Genomic DNA, 18,257 nt, shown 5'->3' with positions numbered 1-18,257 from the left:
CACACAAAAACCGAGCCACCTCCGGCGTAAGCCGAGGTGGCTCAGTTGCAAAGGCAGGCGCAACATTCCAGCAGCGTTCGCCTTTGAGCTTTCCCTCCCTCCGCCAACCTCGATCAAACCGGCCAACCGAAAAAGCGTATACATTTAAACATTCGAATGTTTAAATGCGTCACCTTCATTTTCGGAGCCGCGCGCCCATGCCTACCCTGTTCGATTCCGTCTCACTCGGCGGCCTCACCCTGAAAAACCGGATCGTTCTGCCGCCGCTCACGCGGTCACGCAGCGCCCAGCCCGGCGACATACCCAATGCAATGATGGTTGACTACTACCGGCAGCGTGCCAGCGCAGGCCTGATGATCACCGAAGGCACGCAGATCGAACCGCGCGGCCAGGGCTATGCCTGGACGCCGGGGATTTACAGCCCCGCACAGATTGCCGGTTGGCGGGCAGTCACCGACGCGGTGCATGAGCAAGGAGGTGTGATTTTCTGCCAGCTCTGGCACGTGGGGCGGGTGTCGCATACCAGCCTGCAACCTGGCCAGCAGCCCCCGGTTGCGCCTTCGGCGCTGCCCGCCACGGCTGTGAAAGTATTCATCGAAACCGGCCCGCAAGCTGGGGCCCTGGTGGCGCCCAGCACGCCAAGGGCGCTGGCTACCGCTGAGGTGAAAGCGCTCGTGCAGCTTTATCGCACCGCCGCGGTCAATGCCAAGGCAGCGGGGTTCGACGGTGTGGAACTGCACTGCGCCAATGGTTACCTCATCAACCAGTTCATCTCGGAACACACCAACCAACGTACCGACGAATATGGCGGCTCGCTGGCCAATCGCTTGCGCTTCCTGCGAGAAGTCACCGAAGCGGTGATCGAGGTGTTCGGCGGTGCGCGGGTAGGCGTTCGCTTCTCCCCGCTGTTCGAAACGACCGATGAAGAGCGGGTGTACCTGGGGCTGGTCGAGCAAGACCCTCACCACACCTACACCCAGGCCGCAGCGCTGCTCGAAGCGCTGGGGGTGGGTTATCTCTCCATCGCAGAAGCAGATTGGGACAACAGCCCGGATCTGCCGCCCCCCTTCCGTGCAGCACTGCGGGAAGTGTTCTCCCGGCCGATCCTGTATGCCGGCCGCTATACCCAAGCCAAAGCCGAAGCGGTACTGGCCAGCGGCTATGGCGATTTGTTCGGCTTTGGCCGCACCTTCATCGCCAACCCGGACCTGCCCCACCGGTTCAGGCACGGCCTGCCCTTGAACCCGGTCGACCCTGCCACGCTGTATGGCGGGGGCGAACACGGCTACATCGACTATCCGGCAAGCCCAACCTAGAATGCCTGCTTTGATCGCCGGCTCAAGCCCGCCGGCCCAGGAGCAGGAAACCGATGGCAGATGTGAGCGAAGCCCTCAAAGTATTGGCCAACCCTGTCAGGCGCACGGTGCTGGCGTGGCTGAAAGACCCGCACGCCTCGTTCGCCGGTTACAGCCAGTTGTATGACTTCGGTGTCTATGGTGTTTGCGCAAGCTTGATACAAGACAAAGCCGGCCTTGCCCAGCCGGCAACGTCGTTGTGCCTCAAAGCCCTGCACGATGTGGGCTTTGTCAAAGCGACCAAGGTGGGCAAGTGGACCTACTACACCCGTGACGAAGCCGCAGTCACCGCCGCGCTGGCAACCCTGCTGGGCGAGCTTGAAGTGGAAGTCGCCAACGGCCGGGCGGGCTTGCCAGGCTCTGCCGGCTGACCGGCCGTTTGCCATTGGCTGCCCTGCTCGACCACCCGCCCGATCACCATCACTGACGGCGCCTTGAGTTCAAAGGCCTGTGCTGCCTCATGCATGCCGGCCAAATCGCTGTAGCACGCCCGTTGCTGCGGCAGCGAAGCGTTTTCAATCATCGCCACCGGCGTGTCGGCGGCCAGCCCGCCTGCGAGCAACTCGTCGCGCACCTCCTTGAGCTTCGCCACCCCCATGTAGACCACCAGGGTAGTGCCCGCCTGCGCCAGCGCTCGCCAGTTCAAAGGGCTGTCGTCCTGCGTATGGGCCGTCACCAGCGTCACCCCCCTGGCGACGCCACGCAGCGTCAGCGGGATATCGCACTGGGTCGCCCCGGCCAGGCCAGCGGTGATGCCGTTGACCAACTCGACCTCGATACCGTGCTCGCCCAGCCATTGGGCCTCTTCGCTGCCGCGCCCGAAGATGCTGGGGTCGCCCCCCTTCAGGCGTACGACGCACTTGCCCTGCCGTGCATAGCGCAACATCAGGCGATGAATGAACGCCTGGGGGGTGGACCGGCAGCCACCGCGCTTGCCCACGCCGATCACCTTAGCCCCCGGGCAATGTTCCAGCACCGCCGGGTTGACCAGGCTGTCGATCATCACCACATCGGCGCTGCGCAGTGCACGCACTGCCTTGAGGGTCAACAGCTCCGGATCCCCTGGGCCGGCACCGACCAGCCAGACTTTTGCGTTCATGGGGTTTACCTCATCAGCGTTGAGAACCGCGCGGCGCGGCTCTGGGGGGTTGGGTTTCATCCGTGCAGCATCCAGATCAACAACAGCCCATTGAGCAGCAGCGAACCCAGTGCCAGGGTGCGCCATACCTTCAAAGGCTCGCGCTCCAGAAGAGGGCGAAAACGCGTAGCAGGCTGCTGCTCGCCGTTGTGCAGCGCCAGTACCCACTGCTCGGCGGTTTCGAAACGTTCGGCCGGGTCGCTGGCCAGCGCCTGGTCGAGGTTGTGCACCAGCCATTCGGGCAGGTCCGGGCGATAGCGGCTGGCGGGCACGGGGGCGCCGAAGCGAGGCCGTTGAAAGGCCTCGACCTCGCCATGGGGGTAATGGCCCGTCAGCAGGAAATACAGGGTAACGCCGGCGCTGTATAAATCCTGCGCCACGCTGGGCGCGGCACCCGCGTAGGCCTCCGGCGCGATGTAGTTGGGCGTGCCGGGCAACTCACCGGGCGCCTGGGTGGACAACCCCGGGCAAAACGCCAGGCCGAAATCCAGCAGCCGCAGGTCCCCTTCCCCATTGAGTAGCAGGTTCTCTGGCTTGACGTCGCGATGCAGGATGTTGCGCCGGTGCAGCATGCCCAGCGCCCGCAGCAGATGCAGGGCGATGTCCAGCCCCTGGGCCAGGCTGAGTGTGCCGTGCTGGCGATAATGCTCGGCCAGGGTAATGCCTGGGTGCTCGCGCATCAGGTAATACAGATGCTGGCGCTCGGCGCCGGCGTGCACCTCTGGGAAAAAACGCCCAGCCACCCGCCGCAGGAACCACTCTTCCCGAAGCAAGCGCTGCCCAGCTTCGTTGTCACCGTCGCAGTGGGCGGGCAGGGTTTTGAGTAACCAGGGTTGCTGCTGGGCGTCGCGCACCCGATACAGTACCGATTGCCGTGTCTCGCTCAGCCGCGCCTCGACGAGCCAGCCCTCGAAGCGTTGCCCCGGTTTCAGAGTGGGGGGCAACGGCCACTGCTCGACCTGCTCCAGGGCATCGCCCAAACAGCCCTGGCCGAGCGCCTCGACCCTCACCAGCACCGCGCTGGCGTTGTCCTGGCTGCCCGCCAGGTGAGCGGCCCGCACGAGCGCCTGGGCGGCGCGCTGAAGATCGGGCTCATCGCGCAGCATGCCGGCGATCGACGCTTCGCCGAGGGTCGCCCAAACCCCATCGCTGGCCAGCAGGAAACACTCGCCCAGGCGCAACTCGCCCTCGCGGTAGTCAACCACCAGGTGCTGCTCCAGCCCCATGGCGCGCTTGAGCACATGCTGCATGCCCGGCTGGCTCCATACGTGGTCTTCGCTGATGCGCTGCAACTGGCCTTGGTGCCAGCGATAGACCCGGCAATCACCGATGTGCGCCAAGGTGAAACGCTGGCCACGCAGCACGATGGCGCTCAGGGTGGTCAGCAACGGCTGCCCGCCGCCATTGGCGTGCAGCCAGCGGTTCTGGGCAAGCAACAAACGGTCAAGGGCCTGCGCGACGCCCCAGGTCTGGGGGGTCGCGTAATAATCGTGCGCCAGGGCCTGCAAGGTCGAGCGCGCGGCCAGCCCGCCATCGCTGCAATGGCTGACGCCATCGGCCAGTGCGAACAGGTAGCCCTTGCTGGCCGCCAGCGAGGGCGCGGGGCTGACCATTCGCGTGGCGTCCTGATTCTCGGCACGGGGCCCGCTGGCGCTGCTTTGGGCGTAGCTCAACTGCAAAGGCATGGCGGCAGGCTCAGACCCGCGCAGCGGTAAAGGCAGCCGAGCCCCAGGTGGTTCTCCAGCGGCGCTTGACGCTCAACAGCCCGAACCAGGCCACCACGCCAAGGCTTGCGAACAGCCACAAGCCCAGTTGATAGTCGCCGGTGCTCTGCTTGATGGCGCCCAAGCCTGCAGCCAGCAGGAAGCCACCGATGCCACCGGCCATGCCGATCAGGCCGGTCATCACGCCGATTTCGCGATTGAAACGCTGTGGCACCAGTTGAAACACCGCCCCGTTGCCCGCCCCCAGCCCCAGCATGGCACTGACGAACAACGCCAGTGCCGCCACCGAACTGGGCAGGTTCATGCCCACCACGGCGATACACACCGCCGCCGCAGCGTACATGCCGAGCAATGTCCGAATGCCGCCAAGCCGGTCGGCCAGGGCGCCCCCCAGCGGCCGCATCAGGCTGCCACCAAACACGCAGGCAGCGGTGTAGTAGCCGGCAGTCACCGGGCTCAGGCCGTACTGGTCATGGAAGTAGCCCGGCAGCGCGCTGGCCAGGCCAATGAAGCCGCCGAAGGTGACGCTGTAGAAGAACATGAACCACCAGCTGTCGCGATCGGCCAAGGCCTTGAAATAGTCGGCCGTGGATTTCGGCTTGCTGCGGTGCGGGGCATTCCGCGCCAGCAGGCAGAACACCACCAGCGTCACCACCAGGGGGATCAACGCCAGGCCGAAAACTTCAGTCCAGCCAAAGGCCGCTGCCAGAACCGGCGCAGCCAGTGCGGCCAGCACCGTGCCGGAGTTACCGGCCCCGGCGATGCCCATGGCCTTGCCCTGGTGCTCGGCCGGGTACCATTGCGAGGCCAGCGGCAGCGCCACCGCGAACGAGGCGCCGGCCATGCCCAGGCACACGCCGAGCAGCAGTGCCTGCTCGTAGCTGTGGATGCCGAGTTGCCAGGCCGCCAGCAGCGAGACGATCACGATGACCTGGCCAACGATGCCCGCGGTCTTGGGCGATGACTGGTCCGCCAGCATCCCCATGACGAAACGCAGGATTGCCCCGGCCAGAATCGGCGTGGCCACCATGAAACCCCGCTGCTGGGTGGTCAGCTGCAAGTCGGTTGCGATCTGCACCGCCATAGGGCCGAGCAGGTACCACACCATAAAGCTCAGGTCGAAATACAGGAACGCGGCAAACAATGTCGGGGTATGCCCGGCTTTCCAGAAACTGTTGTTCATTCCAGCACCTCATCTGCAAATGGAGTCAACGAAAGTCACGTGCTTGCAGGTGGGCGAGCCCTGGGGCTGCTCCACCGCCTCGTGTTTGCAAGGCCATAAACGCAAAAGACGTCGCCATCCCCTACCCGCTTGCGCGAAGGGACGTGCGACGTCTTTGTCGTGGTGGGCAACCGCCGTTGGCTACCTGAGCACAGGCCAAAGCAGGTTGTGTGCCAAGAACCTTGCGCCGCTCTGCAGCGGCGCTTTTCGGGCTAGGGCACAGGGGTGGGCCCGGGTGTGGATGAACCACCATGGCCCCTTTGGTGCAAGGGTTGCCGCATTGCGGTGCACGCCCTGGCAGGCGTTGCCGGCCGAGGGGCCGGTCAGGTCAGCAGCTCATTCATGGCGATGATCTGTTCGGCCACCTGGATCAGCTTCTGTTGCTTGCTCATGGCCTGGCGGCGCATGAGGGTGTAGGCCTGTTCCTCGTCGCACTGCTTCATCTTCATCAGCATGCCCTTGGCCAGCTCGATGCGCTTGCGTTCGGCCAATTGCTGGTCGCGCGCGTGCAGCTGCGAGCGCAATACCTGATCGCTTTCGAAGCGCGCCATGGCGACCTCCATGATCGGCTGAAGGCGCTGGGCATGGATGCCCTCGACGATATAAGCACTGACGCCTGATTTGATCGCCTGGCGCATCACCACCGGGTCGTGCTCGTCGGTGAACATGACGATAGGCCGGGGCTGGTCACGGGTGACCATCACCACCTGCTCCATCACATCGCGGCTGGGAGAGTCGGTGTCGATCAGCACCACATCCGGGCGCACGGCCTCTACGCGCGCCGGCAGGTCGATGGTCAGCCCTGACTCGTCGATCACGTCGAAGCCCGCCTCGCTCAGTGCAGTGCGCAGGCGTCCGCCGGTGCGGGAGGTGTCGTTGATCAGCAAAATGCGCAACACATGGACCTCCTATGACGGGTCATGACGGGCATGCAGGGCAAAGCTGCGCGCATAGGCAACAGGGTCGTGGCCATCCCAAACGCTGCCATCGAGCAGCTGCGAGCAACGCATAGGGCTTGAAGGCGTGGCGACCCCCAGCGCGCCAGCGGCCTCGCTGTAAAGGTCGAGCTGCTGCACGCGCCGGGCCACAGCCAGGTAGTCAGGGTCGTCGCGCAGCAAGCCCCAGCGCCGGAACTGGGTCATGAACCACATGCCGTCGGAGAGGTAGGGGAAGTTCGCGATGCCGTGATTATGAAAGCTCAGCGGGTGGGGGTCTTGCCACTGCTTGCCCAGGCCATCGTCGTAAAAGCCCATGAACCGCGGCTCGATACTGGCCAGCGGCACGTCGAGGTACTCGCCACTGCTCATCAGTTGCGCCGTGCTGCGGCGGTTCTCCTGGCTGGCCTCGATGAAGCGGCTGGCCTCCAATACCGCCATCACCAATGCCCGGGCCGTGTTGGGATACTGCTCGGCGAACGCCCGCGTGCAGGCCAGCACCTTTTCGGGGTGGTCCGGCCAAATGGCCTGGCTGGTCGCTACCGTGCAGCCCTGGCCGAGCAGCACCGCGTTGGCGCACCAGGGTTCACCCGCGCAGAAGCCGTCGATGCGTGCTGCCTGCAAGTGCGCAAGCATCTGCGGCGGCGGCACCACCACGCTGTTGACGTCCTGCAACGGGTGGATGCCCTGGCTGGCCAGCCAGTAATACAGCCACATGGCATGGCTTCCGGTTGGAAAGGTGTGCGCGAAATTGAGCTTTTCGCCCACTTGGCCGGCGCGCTTCCTAAGGGCAGCAGGGGTTGTAGTGCCGGCGTCTTTGAGCGGTTGCGAAAGGTTGATGCTCTGGCCGTTCTGGTTCAGCCCCATCAACACGGCCATGTCGGTCGCCGGCGCGCCGCTGATGCCGAGCTCGAGGGCGTAGACCATGCCATACAACGCATGCGCAGCGTCCAGCTCACCGCTCGCCAGCTTGTCATTGACCCCTGCCCACGAGGCCTGCCGGTGCAGGTTGAGGGTGAGGCCGTAGGGTTGGGCAAAGCCCTGGGTGGCTGCGACCACCACGGAGGCAGCGTCGCTCAAGGGCATGAAACCGATGTTCAGGGCGTGTTTTTCAGGGCCGTCGCTGCCTGCCACCCACGCCAGTGCGTGAGGTACCGTGAGGTCGTTGCTGTTGTCGCTCACACCGTAGTTTCCTGATTCTTAGTGCGTGGAAAAATATCGCCCCAGAGGCGAGGCGCGCGAGCCTGCCTTCAATAGACGTCCCGCAGGTATCGACGCGCCTTGCTCATGTCGCTGACGTACAACGCTGCCGCAGCACTGCTCATCTTGCCATGGGTTTGCACGATCTTCTTGAGCGCGGTGTCGACATCCTTGGCCATGCGGCTGGCATCGCCACACACACACACATGAGCGCCCTGCTCCAGCCATTGCCACAGCTCGGCGCCCTGTTCGAGCATGCGGTGTTGCACATAGATCTTCTGTTGCTGGTCACGGGAAAACGCGGTGTCCAGCCGCTGCAACACACCGCTGCGCTGCCAGGCCTGCAGCTCGTCACGGTAATAGAAGTCGGTGCGGGCGCGCTGCTCACCGAAGAACAGCCAGTTCTTGCTGCCGGGCTGGCCTTGACGCTCCTGCAGAAAGGCACGAAATGGCGCGATGCCGGTGCCCGGCCCGATCATGATCAGCGGCGTATCGGCGCTCGATGGCGGGCGGAAATGCGCAGACGGCTGCAGGTAGATGCGCACCCCTTGCTCACCGGCCCGGTCAGCCAGAAAGGTCGAACACACGCCGCCACGTGCCATGCCCTGATGGTGGTAGCGCACCGTGGCGACGGTCAGGTGCACCTGATCGGGCGTCACGGCGGGGCTGGAGCTGATTGAGTAAAGCCGGGGTTGCAGCGGCTTGAGCAGCCGCACCCATTGCTGCGCATCGAGGGTGATCGGGAACTCACTGAGCAGGGCCGGCAGCTGGCGCCCCCATAGCCAATCCTGCAACGCCGCTTGCTGGTCGTCTTCGAGCAAGGCCTGCAGCTTCCCATCGCCGTGCTGGGCAGCCACCCGCCGCAGCAGGTCAGGGCTGATGCGGGCGATCTCCAGGTGCTCGCTCAAGGCGCAACGCAATGCCATCGGGGGCTGGTTGTCCAGCTGCACCTGCGTGCTGCCGTCCAGGCCGGTCGTGCTCAGCCACTGCTCCACCAACTCGGGCGCGTTGACCGGCCAAACGCCCAAGGCATCGCCGGCACGGTAAGGAAAGTGGTGGCCGGCAAGGTCGAACGACACGTGGCGGGTTTCCTTCTCGGCCCCCACGCCATTGAGCACGCGATTGCTCAGCAAGCGGGTGCGTAGCGGCTGGGAGCGGGTGTAGGGGTTGCGATCGGCGGCCATCGCCAGGGTGGCCGCGGTAGCGGGCGCTGCCTGAGCGGGTTGGGGCGCGGTGGCTGCCGGGTGCGCCAGCTTGCTGCACAACTCGACCAGCCAGTGTTCGGCCGGTGCCTGATAGTCTGGCTCGCACTCCAGGCGCGGCTGGAGACGCTCACCGCCCAGGGCGGCCAGGCGTTCATCGAGTTTACGGCCAAAGCCACAGAACTGCCGGTAGCTGGAGTCGCCCAACGCCAATACACCGAAGCGGCTGTTCTTCAGGCTCTGTGGGCCGGCGCCCGACAGTGTTTGCCAGAAATCGACAGCGTTGTCTGGTGGGTCGCCGTCGCCAAAGGTACTGGTCACCAGCAGCACGCCAGCGGCGCTGCACAGTTGGTCGAGCTCGACGCTGTCCATGGCCTGTACCCGGGTGCGCTGGCCGGCGCCGGCCAGGCGCTCGGCGCACAGGGCTGCAAGGTTTTCTCCATTGCCGGTTTGCGATGCCCAGAGCACCAGCCATTCAGCGCCTGGCGCCGAGGTGGGCACGCCCACCGCCGCGCCAGGCTCGCCGGCGCGGGAGAACATGCCGGCCAGCAAACCATTGAGCAGCACGCGCTGCTCTGCACTCAGCGGCGCGTGTTCGGGGATCGTCGGCACGCCGCTGTGCACCGCGCTGCGCAGGCCCAGCAGATAGCCGCGCATGTACAACTGCGCTTGCTCGCTCAAGGTGGGCGGGGCCAGGCCATCAAGGCTCAACAGCCGGGCAACGCTGTCGACCTGCTGGGGGGCGAACGCCGCCGTTGCGGCCGAGCAAACCGCCGGCTGTTCGCGCTCGCTGCGGGGCAAAGCTTGCAGCGCCACGGCGCAGTACTTGAAGGCTGGCTGCAAGGATATCGGGTCGACCGCATCGTGGGTCACTGCATTGATGGCCAGCGACTCACCGAACACGTCGTTCCAGTGAAAGGGTGCAAAGCAATTGCCTGGCCGAACGCGGTCGGTGACGACCGCCGGGAGCACCGCCTCGCCACGGCGTGAGCGAACGCTCACCCGGTCGCCCGGGCCGATACCCAAGCGCTGAGCGTCGGCGGGGTGAACCTCGACGAAAGGCCCGGGGTTGAGCCGGTTCAGCGCAGGCACCTTGCCGGTCTTGGTCAGCGTGTGCCATTGGTGCTGCACGCGGCCGGTGTTGAGCACCAGCGGGAACTGCTCATCGGGCAGCTCGGCAGGGGGCAGATACGGGCGGGCAAAGAACTGCGCCTTGCCACTGGCGGTGGCGAACACCGGCGCCGGCCGCTCGCCGGCAGTGGCTGGCTGCACATAGCGGATGGGGTTGCGGGCCGGCGCCTGCGGTGAGGTGCAGGGCCACTGCAGTGGTTGCTCGCGCAGGCGCGCGTAGCTGGCGCCGCGCAAGTCATAGCCGGTGGTGGCGTTCGCCGTGCGCTTGATCTCTTCGAACACCTCAGCCGCGCTGGCATAGCTGAACGCCTCGGCATACCCCATGGCGCAAGCGACGCGGGCGATGATCTGCCAGTCTGGCAAGGCCTCGCCCGGGGGTTGCACCGCCTGCTGAGTCAGGGTCAGGTTGCGCTCGGAGTTGATCATCACCCCTTCGGCTTCGGCCCACAATGCACCGGGCAGCAAAATGTCGGCGTAGCGATTGGTCTCGGTGTCGAGAAACGCCTCTTGCGTAATCACCAGCTCGGCCTTGCGCAGCCCGTCGATCACCTGCTGGCGATTGGGCACGCTGGCCACCGGGTTGGTGCAGATGATCCAGCACGCCTTGATGCTGCCTGCGGCCATGGCCTGAAACATATCAACGGTGCCACCACCCCCTTCGGCACGCAGGCTGCCGGGCTCGATACCCCACACCTGTTCGATGAACGCCCTGTCGTGTGCCTCGAGCGCCGAGCGTTGGCCGGGCAGGCCCGGGCCCATGTAGCCCATCTCCCGGCCGCCCATGGCGTTAGGCTGGCCCGTGAGCGAAAACGGCCCGCTGCCCGTGCGGCAGATGGCACCGGTGGCCAAGTGCAGGTTGCACAGCGCATTGGTGTGCCAGGTGCCCTGCACGCTCTGGTTCAGGCCCATGGTCCAGCAACTCATCCAGTTCGCCGCTTCGCCGATCCACCGCGCGGCCTGGCGGATGTCCGCCTCGGCAAGGCCTGTGAGCTGGGCGACATGCTCAGGCGTATAGGCCTGCAGAAAATCGTCCATCACCTCCCAACCTTCGGTGAAACGGGCAATGAAGGCACGGTCGGTGTGGCCGCTTTTGACCAACAGATGCAACAGCCCATTGAGCAATGCCAGGTCGGTGCCGGGGGCGATCTGCAGGTACAGGTCGGCTTTCTCGGCGGTGCTGGTACGCCGCGGGTCGACAACGATCAGCTTCGCCCCGGCCTTGACCCGATCCAGCAGGCGCAGAAACAACACCGGGTGGCAGTCGGCCATGTTCGCGCCCGTTACCAGAAACACATCACTGTGCTCGAAATCGTCGTAGGCACCCGGTGGGCCGTCGGCCCCGAGGGAGAGCTTGTAACCGCTGCCCGCGCTGGCCATGCACAGCCGGGAGTTGGATTCGATATGCTGGCTGCGGATGAAGCCTTTGGTCAGTTTGTTGGCCAGGTACTGAGCTTCCAGCGACATCTGCCCGCTGACGTACAGGGCGAATGCATCGGCACCGTGCTCATCGATGATGCCGCGCAAGCGGCTGGCCGTTGCTTCGATGGCTTGGTCGAGGCCAACGCGAACCGGGTCGCGGGTGCGCTCTTCGCGAACGAAGGCATGGTGCATTCTTCCGGGGTCGGCCACGGGAGCCGCGCAGGTGCTGCCTTTGGTACACAGGCGCCCGGCGTTGCTGGGGTGCTGTTTGTCACCCGAGACCTTGACGATCAGGTTGTCTTCCACGTGCAGGACGATGCCACAGCCTACCCCGCAGTAGGGGCATACGCTGCGTACGGTCTTGCCGGGTTCGAGGGTGTTCGCCATCGCTGTGCTCTCTGTGCGCAAACGACAAAGGCGCCATGCTGCTGGACCGTTTTTCAACGGAAGCTGCACGGCGCCTTTGTCGTGGGGTAATGCCTGGATGGGCGGCCATCGTCGTTGACGGCCTTTGCCTGTGCGTAGCAATGGCTGGGCCAACATTCAGCACGGTGGCCGCAACGCCCGGCTGCCGCTGCCCTGCACCCTCGGTGCGCAGGCAAACGGTGCAGAAGCTACACACCAAGGGCGCCTCTCCCTGGGGCGGCGCGGCGCCGTTTTGCACCGTCCTGGCGCGCGCAGGTCGTCATACTGCAGGGGCCAGCATTGCGTGCACGCCTTGAGCGCCGGGCCTTTCAAGCAGCCCCGCACGGTTGTGGCACAACCGCTGCATAGGCTTGGTCTGCCCGCTGCACCGTGCCAGCGGGCTACCTTGTCGATCAACGGCGATCGTTTGGCCCCTGATGGCCCAGGTGACAACGACTGCGTCAGGCCCATGGGCCGGCAGCAAGAACAGGCAAAGGCGCCTGGGACCTTCTGGTTCCAGGCGCTTTTTTTTGCTTCGAAACAACCGGATCGGCTCTGAGAGGTACTCCCATGAACAGCGAACTGGCAAGTGATCTGCAAACCCTCGTGATCATCGGCAACGGCATGGTCGGCCACCATTGCGTGGAGCAATTGGTGGAAAACGGGGCATTGAGCCGCTACCACATTCATGTGTTCAGCGAAGAACCGCTGCGCGCCTACGATCGTGTGCACCTGTCCGAATACTTCACAGGCCGTGATGCCGAATCCCTGGCCCTAGGTGAGGCGGCGCTCTACCAGCAGCCAGGGGTGACCTTGCACCTGGGCACCGCAGTGCTGGAGATCGACCGGGCCGGCAAGCAGGTGATCACCGCAAACGGTTCGCTCGCCTATACCCATCTGGTCATGGCCACCGGCTCCTATCCCTTCGTGCCGCCCATCGAAGGTGCGGCTGGGGATTCGCGGCTGGTCTACCGTACCTTGGCCGATCTGGACACGATCCGCGCTGCCGCCGCGAACGCCCGGCGCGGTGTGGTGGTGGGCGGCGGGCTGTTAGGGCTTGAAGCGGCCAATGCGCTGCGCAGCCTGGGCCTGGAAGCCCATGTGGTGGAGTTCGCGCCCCGGCTGATGCCGGTGCAATTGGATGAAGCCGGCGGCGTGGCGCTCAAGGCGCGTATCGAAGCCTTGGGCGTTCAGGTACACCTGGGCCGAAGCACCGAATCGATCACCCCCGGTGAGCATTACCGTTTCCGCATGAATTTCGCAGGCGATCAATGCCTGGAAACCGACCTGGTGGTGTTCTCGGCCGGTATTCGCCCCCACGACGGCCTGGCCCGAGCCTGCGGGCTGGAACTCGGGGCCCGGGGCGGTATCGCCATCGACAGCGACTGCCGCAGCAGCGACCCGCATATCCATGCCATCGGTGAGTGTGCCGCCTGGAACGGCAGCGTCTTCGGGCTGGTAGCGCCGGGTTATCAGATGGCGCGCAACGTCGCCGCGCAGCTGTGCCAACGCGACGGCATACCCTTTCTGGGTGCCGATATGTCCACCAAGCTCAAGCTGCTGGGTGTCGACGTCGGCTCCATCGGCGATGCCCAGGGCGTCACGGCTGGCGCTCGCAGCTACCGTTTCATCGACGAAGCCACCGCCAGCTACCGCCGCCTGGTGGTATCGGCCGACGGCAAACGGGCCCTCGGTGCAGTGCTGGTGGGCGACAACAGCTATTACGACACGCTGCTGCAGTACATCCAGAACGGCATCGCGCTGCCTGCCGATCCTTCGTCGTTGATCCTGCCCCAGGGCGAAGCGGCGCCAAGCCTGGGCGTGGATGCACTGCCAGCCACCGCCACCGTCTGCTCCTGCCACAACGTCAGCAAGGGTGCGATCTGCTGCGCGATCGACGCCGGGTGCAGCGACCTGGCCGGGATCAAGCAGCAGACCAAGGCCGGCACCGGTTGTGGCGGGTGCGCGGGGCTGCTCAAGCAAGTGTTCGAGCATGAATTGATCGCGCGCGGTGTGACGGTCGACAAAAGCCTGTGCGAGCACTTCGCCTTTACTCGCCAGGAGCTGTACTCGCTGGTGCGCGTGGAAGGCATTGAAACCTTCGACGAACTGCTGGCGCGCCATGGCAAGGGCCACCTGGGCTGCGACATTTGCAAGCCGGCGGTGGGCTCGATTCTCGCCTCGTGCTGGAACCGGCCGATCATGGAGCCGTGGCTGGTGCCGCTGCAGGACACCAACGATACCTTCATGGCCAACATGCAGAAGAACGGCACCTACTCGGTAGTGCCGCGCATTCCCGCAGGCGAAATCACTCCGGAGGGGTTGATCGCTATCGGCGCGGTGGCCAAGAAGTATGACCTATACACCAAGATCACCGGCGGCCAGCGTATCGACCTGTTCGGCGCCCAGCTGCATGAGCTGCCGGACATCTGGGCCGAGCTGATCGCGGCCGGCTTTGAAACCGGGCATGCCTACGGCAAGTCCACCCGCACCGTGAAAAGCTGCGTCGGCAACACCTGGTGCCGCTATGGCGTGCAGGACAGCGTGCAAATGGCCCTGCACATCGAGAACCGCTACAAAGGGCTGCGCTCGCCGCACAAACTCAAATTCGCCGTGTCCGGCTGTACCCGCGAGTGCGCCGAGGCGCAGAGCAAGGACGTGGGCGTGATCGCCACGGAAAAGGGCTGGAACCTCTACATCAGCGGCAACGGCGGCATGCGCCCGCGCCACGCCGAGCTGCTGGCCACCGACCTGGACGACGAAACCCTTATTCGCTACATCGACCGTTTCCTGATGCTGTACATCCGCACCGCCGACAAGCTGCAGCGCACCTCGGTGTGGCGCGAAAGCCTCGAAGGGGGCCTGGACTACCTCAAAGCCGTCATCATCGACGACAGCCTGGGCCTTGCAGCCGAACTCGAGGCGCAGATGCAACTGGTGGTCGATCGCTATGAATGCGAGTGGGCCAACGCCTTGGGCGACCCGGAAAAGCTCAAGCGCTTCCGCACCTTCGTCAACGCCAGCGGCGCGGACCCGGACGTTCGCTTCATCAAGGAGCGCGGCCAGCGGCGGCCGGCGCGTGCCGAAGAACTGGACCTGATCAACATAACGGAGGTGGTGTGATGAATGGCACCAATGCACAGGCGGCCGATAGCGATACCCGTTGGAACAAAGTGTGCGGCCGCGATGACCTGGTCGCCCACTCAGGCGTTGTCGCCCTGCTCGACGGCGCTCAGATTGCCTTGTTCTACCTGCCGGGCGAACAGGGCGATGGCCAGGTTTTCGCGCTGGAAAACCGTGATCCCCGGTCAGGGGCCAACGTTATCGGCCGCGGGCTGATCGGCAACCTGGCGGGGAAACTGGTCGTGGCCGCGCCGTTGTACAAACAGCATTTCGGTCTGGAGGATGGCGTGTGTGTGGAAGCACCAACTGAACGGCTGAAGGTATGGCGGGCGCGGCTGAGAGAAGGTGACGTCGAGGTAAGGGTGGGTTAGCCACTGGCCGGTGCTCGCCCTTTAGGCCCCGGCTGTGCCAGCCTTGCTTGATCGATTGAAGATATGAGAGCAAGACTCGGATTGGTAAGGCTGCCCTGCAGCGTTAGCCTTGCATCATTCACAGAACGAGGCGCAGCCATGGACAGTATCGAACGGGCCCCGGCCGGGCAGCGGTGCGAAACCGAAGACGACCCTCGCTGGCAGATGCTCATCAGCCGCACGGCGCCGGCCGAGGCCGAGTTCGTCTACGGCGTCGTCACCACTGGCGTGTATGGCAGCGCTCACAGCCCGACCAAGTTGCCCCGGCCGGAAAACGTGGTGTTCTTCGACAATGCAGCGCAAGCCGAGGCGGCGGGCTACCGGCGCTCTCGGCGCGCCGGCGCCGCGCCCCAGGTCGTCGCAGCCAGGCACACGCAGGTGGTGGCAGAGGCCTGCCGGCTGATCCAGGCCGCTGAGCAAATGCCCAGCCTGAACGGGCTGGCCGAGCAGGCGGGCATGAGCCCCTTTCATTTTCATCGCATCTTCAAGAAGGTTGCCGGCCTTACGCCAAAAGCCTACGCCAGCGCCTCGCTGCACGCCCGGGTAAGAGAGCAGTTGGCGCAATCGCGAACCGTCACCGAGGCCGTTTATGATGCCGGCTACAACTCCCACAGCCGGTTTTACGAAGCGTCGCAGAAAATCCTCGGTATGAAGCCAACGCAATTTCGGGCCGGCGGTACCGACACCGATATCCGCTTCGCCGTGGGCGCCAGCGCACTGGGTGCAATCCTGGTGGCGGAAAGCGCCAAGGGGATATGCGCCATCTCGCTGGGTGACGACCCCAACGCGCTGGTCGAACAGTTCCAGGACCAGTTTCCCAACGCCAACCTCATAGGCAACGACGCTGATTTCGAAAGGCGGGTAGCCGAGGTGGTGGGCTTCGTGGAGTCTCCCGGCACGGCCCTGGCCTTGCCGCTGGATATCCGCGGGACGGTGTTTCAGCAGCAGGTGTGGCAAGCGCTGCGGGAGGTGCCCTTTGGCTCGACCGTAACCTACACCGACATCGCCGAGCGCATCGGCATGGCCGGTGCAGTGCGCGCCGTGGCCAACGCCTGCGGGGCGAACAGGCTAGCAGTGGCCATCCCCTGCCACCGGGTGGTGCGCAGCGATGGCTCGCTGTCGGGTTACCGCTGGGGTGTGGAGCGTAAGCGCACGCTACTGCAACGAGAGCAGGCCCCGCGCCGATGAGCATCGGGCGGGGCCAGTGCAGCAGGTTTACGACAGGGCCGGCTCGGCCATCGCCGGGGTGGCCAGGGCGTCCATCCCTGCGGTGTGCTCGGTCTTGCGCATCGGTGTGCCACGCACCGGAGCGCCGTTGGCCTTGTAGTACTTGGCCGTGCTGCGCGGCAGCGGCTGGCGCCCGCGGATGCGGTCGGCGATCTTCTCGGCCAGCATGATGGTGGTTGCGTTGAGGTTGCCGGTGATGATCTCCGGCATGATCGAGGCATCCACCACACGCAGCCCCTGGAGGCCGTGAACACGGCCTTGGCCATCGACCACTGCCATCGGGTCGGTGCCCATCTTGCAGGAGCAGGACGGGTGGAACGCGGTTTCGGCGTGCTCGCGCACGAAGGCATCGAGCTGCTCGTCGGTGCTCACCTCAGGGCCTGGGCTGATTTCGCGACCCCGAAATGCATCCAGCGCAGGCTGGGCGATGATCTCGCGGGTAATGCGGATCGCGTCGCGGAACTCCTGCCAGTCCTGCTCGCTGGACATGTAGTTGAACAGAATGCTCGGATGCTCATGCGGGTCGGTGGACTTGATCTGCACCCGGCCGCGGCTGGGCGAGCGCATGGAGCCCACATGGGCCTGGAAACCATGCTCGCGCACACCGTTACTGCCGTTGTAATTGATCGCCACCGGCAGGAAGTGATACTGGATGTTCGGCCACTCGAACTCCGGGCGGCTGCGAATGAAACCACCGGCCTCGAACTGGTTGCTGGCGCCAATGCCGGTGCCGTTGAACAGCCATTGGGCTCCAATGGCCGGCTGGTTGTGCAACAGCAGCGAGGGGTACAGTGAAACCGGCTGGGTGCAGGCGTACTGAATGTACATCTCCAGGTGATCCTGCAAATTTTCGCCCACCCCCGGCAGGTCGTGCACCACTGGCACGCCATGCTGCTGCAGCAAGTCGGCCGGGCCCACCCCCGAACGCTGGAGGATCTGCGGCGAAGCGATGGCCCCCCCGCACAGCAATACTTCCTTGCGCGCACGGGCCTCGTGGGCCTGGCCGCCGACCAGGTAGCGCACGCCGCTGGCGCGCTTGCCCTCGAACAGAATGCGGTCGGTCATGGCGTGGGTGACGATGGTCAGCGTGTCGCGCTGCTTGGCAACGTCCAGGTAACCCCGCGCGGTGCTCGCGCGCCGCCCGTTGGGCGTCACGGTACGGTCCATTGGGCCGAAGCCTTCCTGCTGGTAGCCGTTCAGGTCTTCGGTGCGGGGGTAACCGGCCTGCACGCCGGCTTCCACCATGGCCTCGAACAACGGGTTCACCCCGGGCTTGGCGGTGGTGACACTCACCGGGCCGTCGCCGCCGTGCCAGTCGTTCGGGCCGGCATCGCGGGTCTCGGCCTTGCGGTAATACGGCAGGCAGTCCAGGTATGTCCAGTCTTCCAGGCCCGGCTGGGCGGCCCAGTTGTCGAGGTCCATGGCGTTGCCGCGGATGTAGCACATGCCGTTGATCAGCGAGGAGCCACCCAGGCCCTTGCCACGCCCGCATTCCATGCGGCGGTTGTTCATGTGTGGCTCGGGGTCGGTCTCGTAGGCCCAATTGTAGCGCCGCCCCTGCAGCGGGAAGGCCAACGCCGCCGGCATCTGGGTACGGAAGTCCAGGCGGTGGTCAGGGCCGCCGGCTTCGAGCAGCAGCACGCTGACGCCGGCGTCTTCGGTCAGGCGAGCGGCCAGCACGTTGCCTGCCGAACCCGCCCCGATAATGATGTAGTCGTAGTCTTTCATGATGATCCTCTCCTGCGGCCCGCCACTGCGGTGCCGTC

The 18,257-nt window shown here is 65.2% G+C and carries 12 protein-coding genes; 5 read left to right on the top strand and 7 right to left on the bottom strand.

Annotated elements, in window-relative coordinates; genetic code table 11:
• Nucleotides 1-197: 197 nt before the first annotated feature.
• Entirely contained in the window at nt 198-1,316 is a 1,119-nt protein-coding gene (locus F474_RS09500) for an alkene reductase (protein WP_097085391.1), read from the top strand.
• Nucleotides 1,317-1,369: 53 nt separating this feature from the next.
• Nucleotides 1,370-1,726, top strand: a complete 357-nt coding sequence (locus tag F474_RS09495; RefSeq protein WP_097085392.1) for a helix-turn-helix transcriptional regulator — start codon at nt 1,370-1,372, stop codon at nt 1,724-1,726.
• Here F474_RS09495 and cobA read toward each other — a convergent pair.
• The 6 genes from cobA to F474_RS09465 all read right to left on the bottom strand — a co-directional run bounded on the left by cobA (nt 1,618) and on the right by F474_RS09465 (nt 11,713).
• Nucleotides 1,618-2,454: a uroporphyrinogen-III C-methyltransferase gene (gene cobA, locus F474_RS09490; protein WP_097085604.1), complete on the bottom strand. Its 837-nt coding sequence runs from the start codon at nt 2,452-2,454 to the stop codon at nt 1,618-1,620. The two genes, F474_RS09495 and cobA, sit on opposite strands and share 109 nt — an antisense overlap.
• A gap of 56 nt (nt 2,455-2,510) precedes the next feature.
• On the bottom strand, nt 2,511-4,178 hold the full coding sequence (locus F474_RS09485) for a bifunctional protein-serine/threonine kinase/phosphatase (protein ID WP_097085393.1): 1,668 nt from the start codon (nt 4,176-4,178) through the stop codon (nt 2,511-2,513).
• A 10-nt stretch (nt 4,179-4,188) separates the two neighbouring features.
• The gene (locus F474_RS09480; RefSeq protein ID WP_097085394.1) at nt 4,189-5,400 is read right to left on the bottom strand and encodes a NarK/NasA family nitrate transporter; all 1,212 of its coding nucleotides are present in this window, start codon (nt 5,398-5,400) and stop codon (nt 4,189-4,191) included.
• Between the two features lie 362 nt (nt 5,401-5,762).
• The gene (locus tag F474_RS09475) at nt 5,763-6,338 is read right to left on the bottom strand and encodes an ANTAR domain-containing response regulator (protein WP_097085395.1); all 576 of its coding nucleotides are present in this window, start codon (nt 6,336-6,338) and stop codon (nt 5,763-5,765) included.
• Nucleotides 6,339-6,347: 9 nt separating this feature from the next.
• On the bottom strand, nt 6,348-7,556 hold the full coding sequence (locus tag F474_RS09470; protein WP_256577752.1) for a CmpA/NrtA family ABC transporter substrate-binding protein: 1,209 nt from the start codon (nt 7,554-7,556) through the stop codon (nt 6,348-6,350).
• A 68-nt stretch (nt 7,557-7,624) separates the two neighbouring features.
• Nucleotides 7,625-11,713 (bottom strand): bifunctional nitrate reductase/sulfite reductase flavoprotein subunit alpha, encoded by a 4,089-nt coding sequence (locus F474_RS09465; RefSeq protein WP_097085396.1) that lies wholly within the window; start codon nt 11,711-11,713, stop codon nt 7,625-7,627.
• 588 nt (nt 11,714-12,301) lie between these two features.
• Here F474_RS09465 and nirB point away from each other — a divergent pair.
• The 3 genes from nirB to ada all read left to right on the top strand — a co-directional run bounded on the left by nirB (nt 12,302) and on the right by ada (nt 16,452).
• A complete protein-coding gene (gene nirB / locus F474_RS09460) occupies nt 12,302-14,854 on the top strand; it encodes a nitrite reductase large subunit NirB (protein ID WP_097085397.1) in 2,553 nt (850 codons plus the stop codon).
• A complete protein-coding gene (gene nirD / locus F474_RS09455; protein ID WP_097085398.1) occupies nt 14,854-15,225 on the top strand; it encodes a nitrite reductase small subunit NirD in 372 nt (123 codons plus the stop codon). Before nirB ends, nirD begins: the two co-directional genes overlap by 1 nt.
• A gap of 138 nt (nt 15,226-15,363) precedes the next feature.
• Entirely contained in the window at nt 15,364-16,452 is a 1,089-nt protein-coding gene (gene ada / locus F474_RS09450) for a bifunctional DNA-binding transcriptional regulator/O6-methylguanine-DNA methyltransferase Ada (RefSeq protein WP_097085399.1), read from the top strand.
• Between the two features lie 27 nt (nt 16,453-16,479).
• Here ada and betA read toward each other — a convergent pair whose 3' ends face one another.
• Nucleotides 16,480-18,219, bottom strand: a complete 1,740-nt coding sequence (betA, locus tag F474_RS09445) for a choline dehydrogenase (protein ID WP_371916146.1) — start codon at nt 18,217-18,219, stop codon at nt 16,480-16,482.
• Nucleotides 18,220-18,257 lie beyond the last annotated feature (38 nt).

Origin of the sequence: Pseudomonas sp. URIL14HWK12:I12 (assembly GCF_003097135.1) — a bacterium.
Classification (GTDB): Bacteria; Pseudomonadota; Gammaproteobacteria; order Pseudomonadales; family Pseudomonadaceae; genus Aquipseudomonas.
The sequence above is the reverse complement of the archived record's forward strand: the minus strand, read 5'-3'. Positions and strand labels throughout refer to the sequence as shown.

What these genes read in the sequence shown, in the direction of transcription:
- F474_RS09480 (WP_097085394.1), bottom strand. Translation starts at nt 5,400, where the DNA reads ATGAACAACAGTTTCTGGAAAGCCGGGCATACCCCGACATTGTTTGCC.
- nirB (WP_097085397.1), top strand. Translation starts at nt 12,302, where the DNA reads ATGAACAGCGAACTGGCAAGTGATCTGCAAACCCTCGTGATCATCGGC.
- ada (WP_097085399.1), top strand. Translation starts at nt 15,364, where the DNA reads ATGGACAGTATCGAACGGGCCCCGGCCGGGCAGCGGTGCGAAACCGAA.
- F474_RS09495 (WP_097085392.1), top strand. Translation starts at nt 1,370, where the DNA reads ATGGCAGATGTGAGCGAAGCCCTCAAAGTATTGGCCAACCCTGTCAGG.
- nirD (WP_097085398.1), top strand. Translation starts at nt 14,854, where the DNA reads ATGAATGGCACCAATGCACAGGCGGCCGATAGCGATACCCGTTGGAAC.
- F474_RS09485 (WP_097085393.1), bottom strand. Translation starts at nt 4,178, where the DNA reads ATGCCTTTGCAGTTGAGCTACGCCCAAAGCAGCGCCAGCGGGCCCCGT.
- betA (WP_371916146.1), bottom strand. Translation starts at nt 18,219, where the DNA reads ATGAAAGACTACGACTACATCATTATCGGGGCGGGTTCGGCAGGCAAC.
- cobA (WP_097085604.1), bottom strand. Translation starts at nt 2,454, where the DNA reads ATGAACGCAAAAGTCTGGCTGGTCGGTGCCGGCCCAGGGGATCCGGAG.
- F474_RS09465 (WP_097085396.1), bottom strand. Translation starts at nt 11,713, where the DNA reads ATGGCGAACACCCTCGAACCCGGCAAGACCGTACGCAGCGTATGCCCC.
- F474_RS09500 (WP_097085391.1), top strand. Translation starts at nt 198, where the DNA reads ATGCCTACCCTGTTCGATTCCGTCTCACTCGGCGGCCTCACCCTGAAA.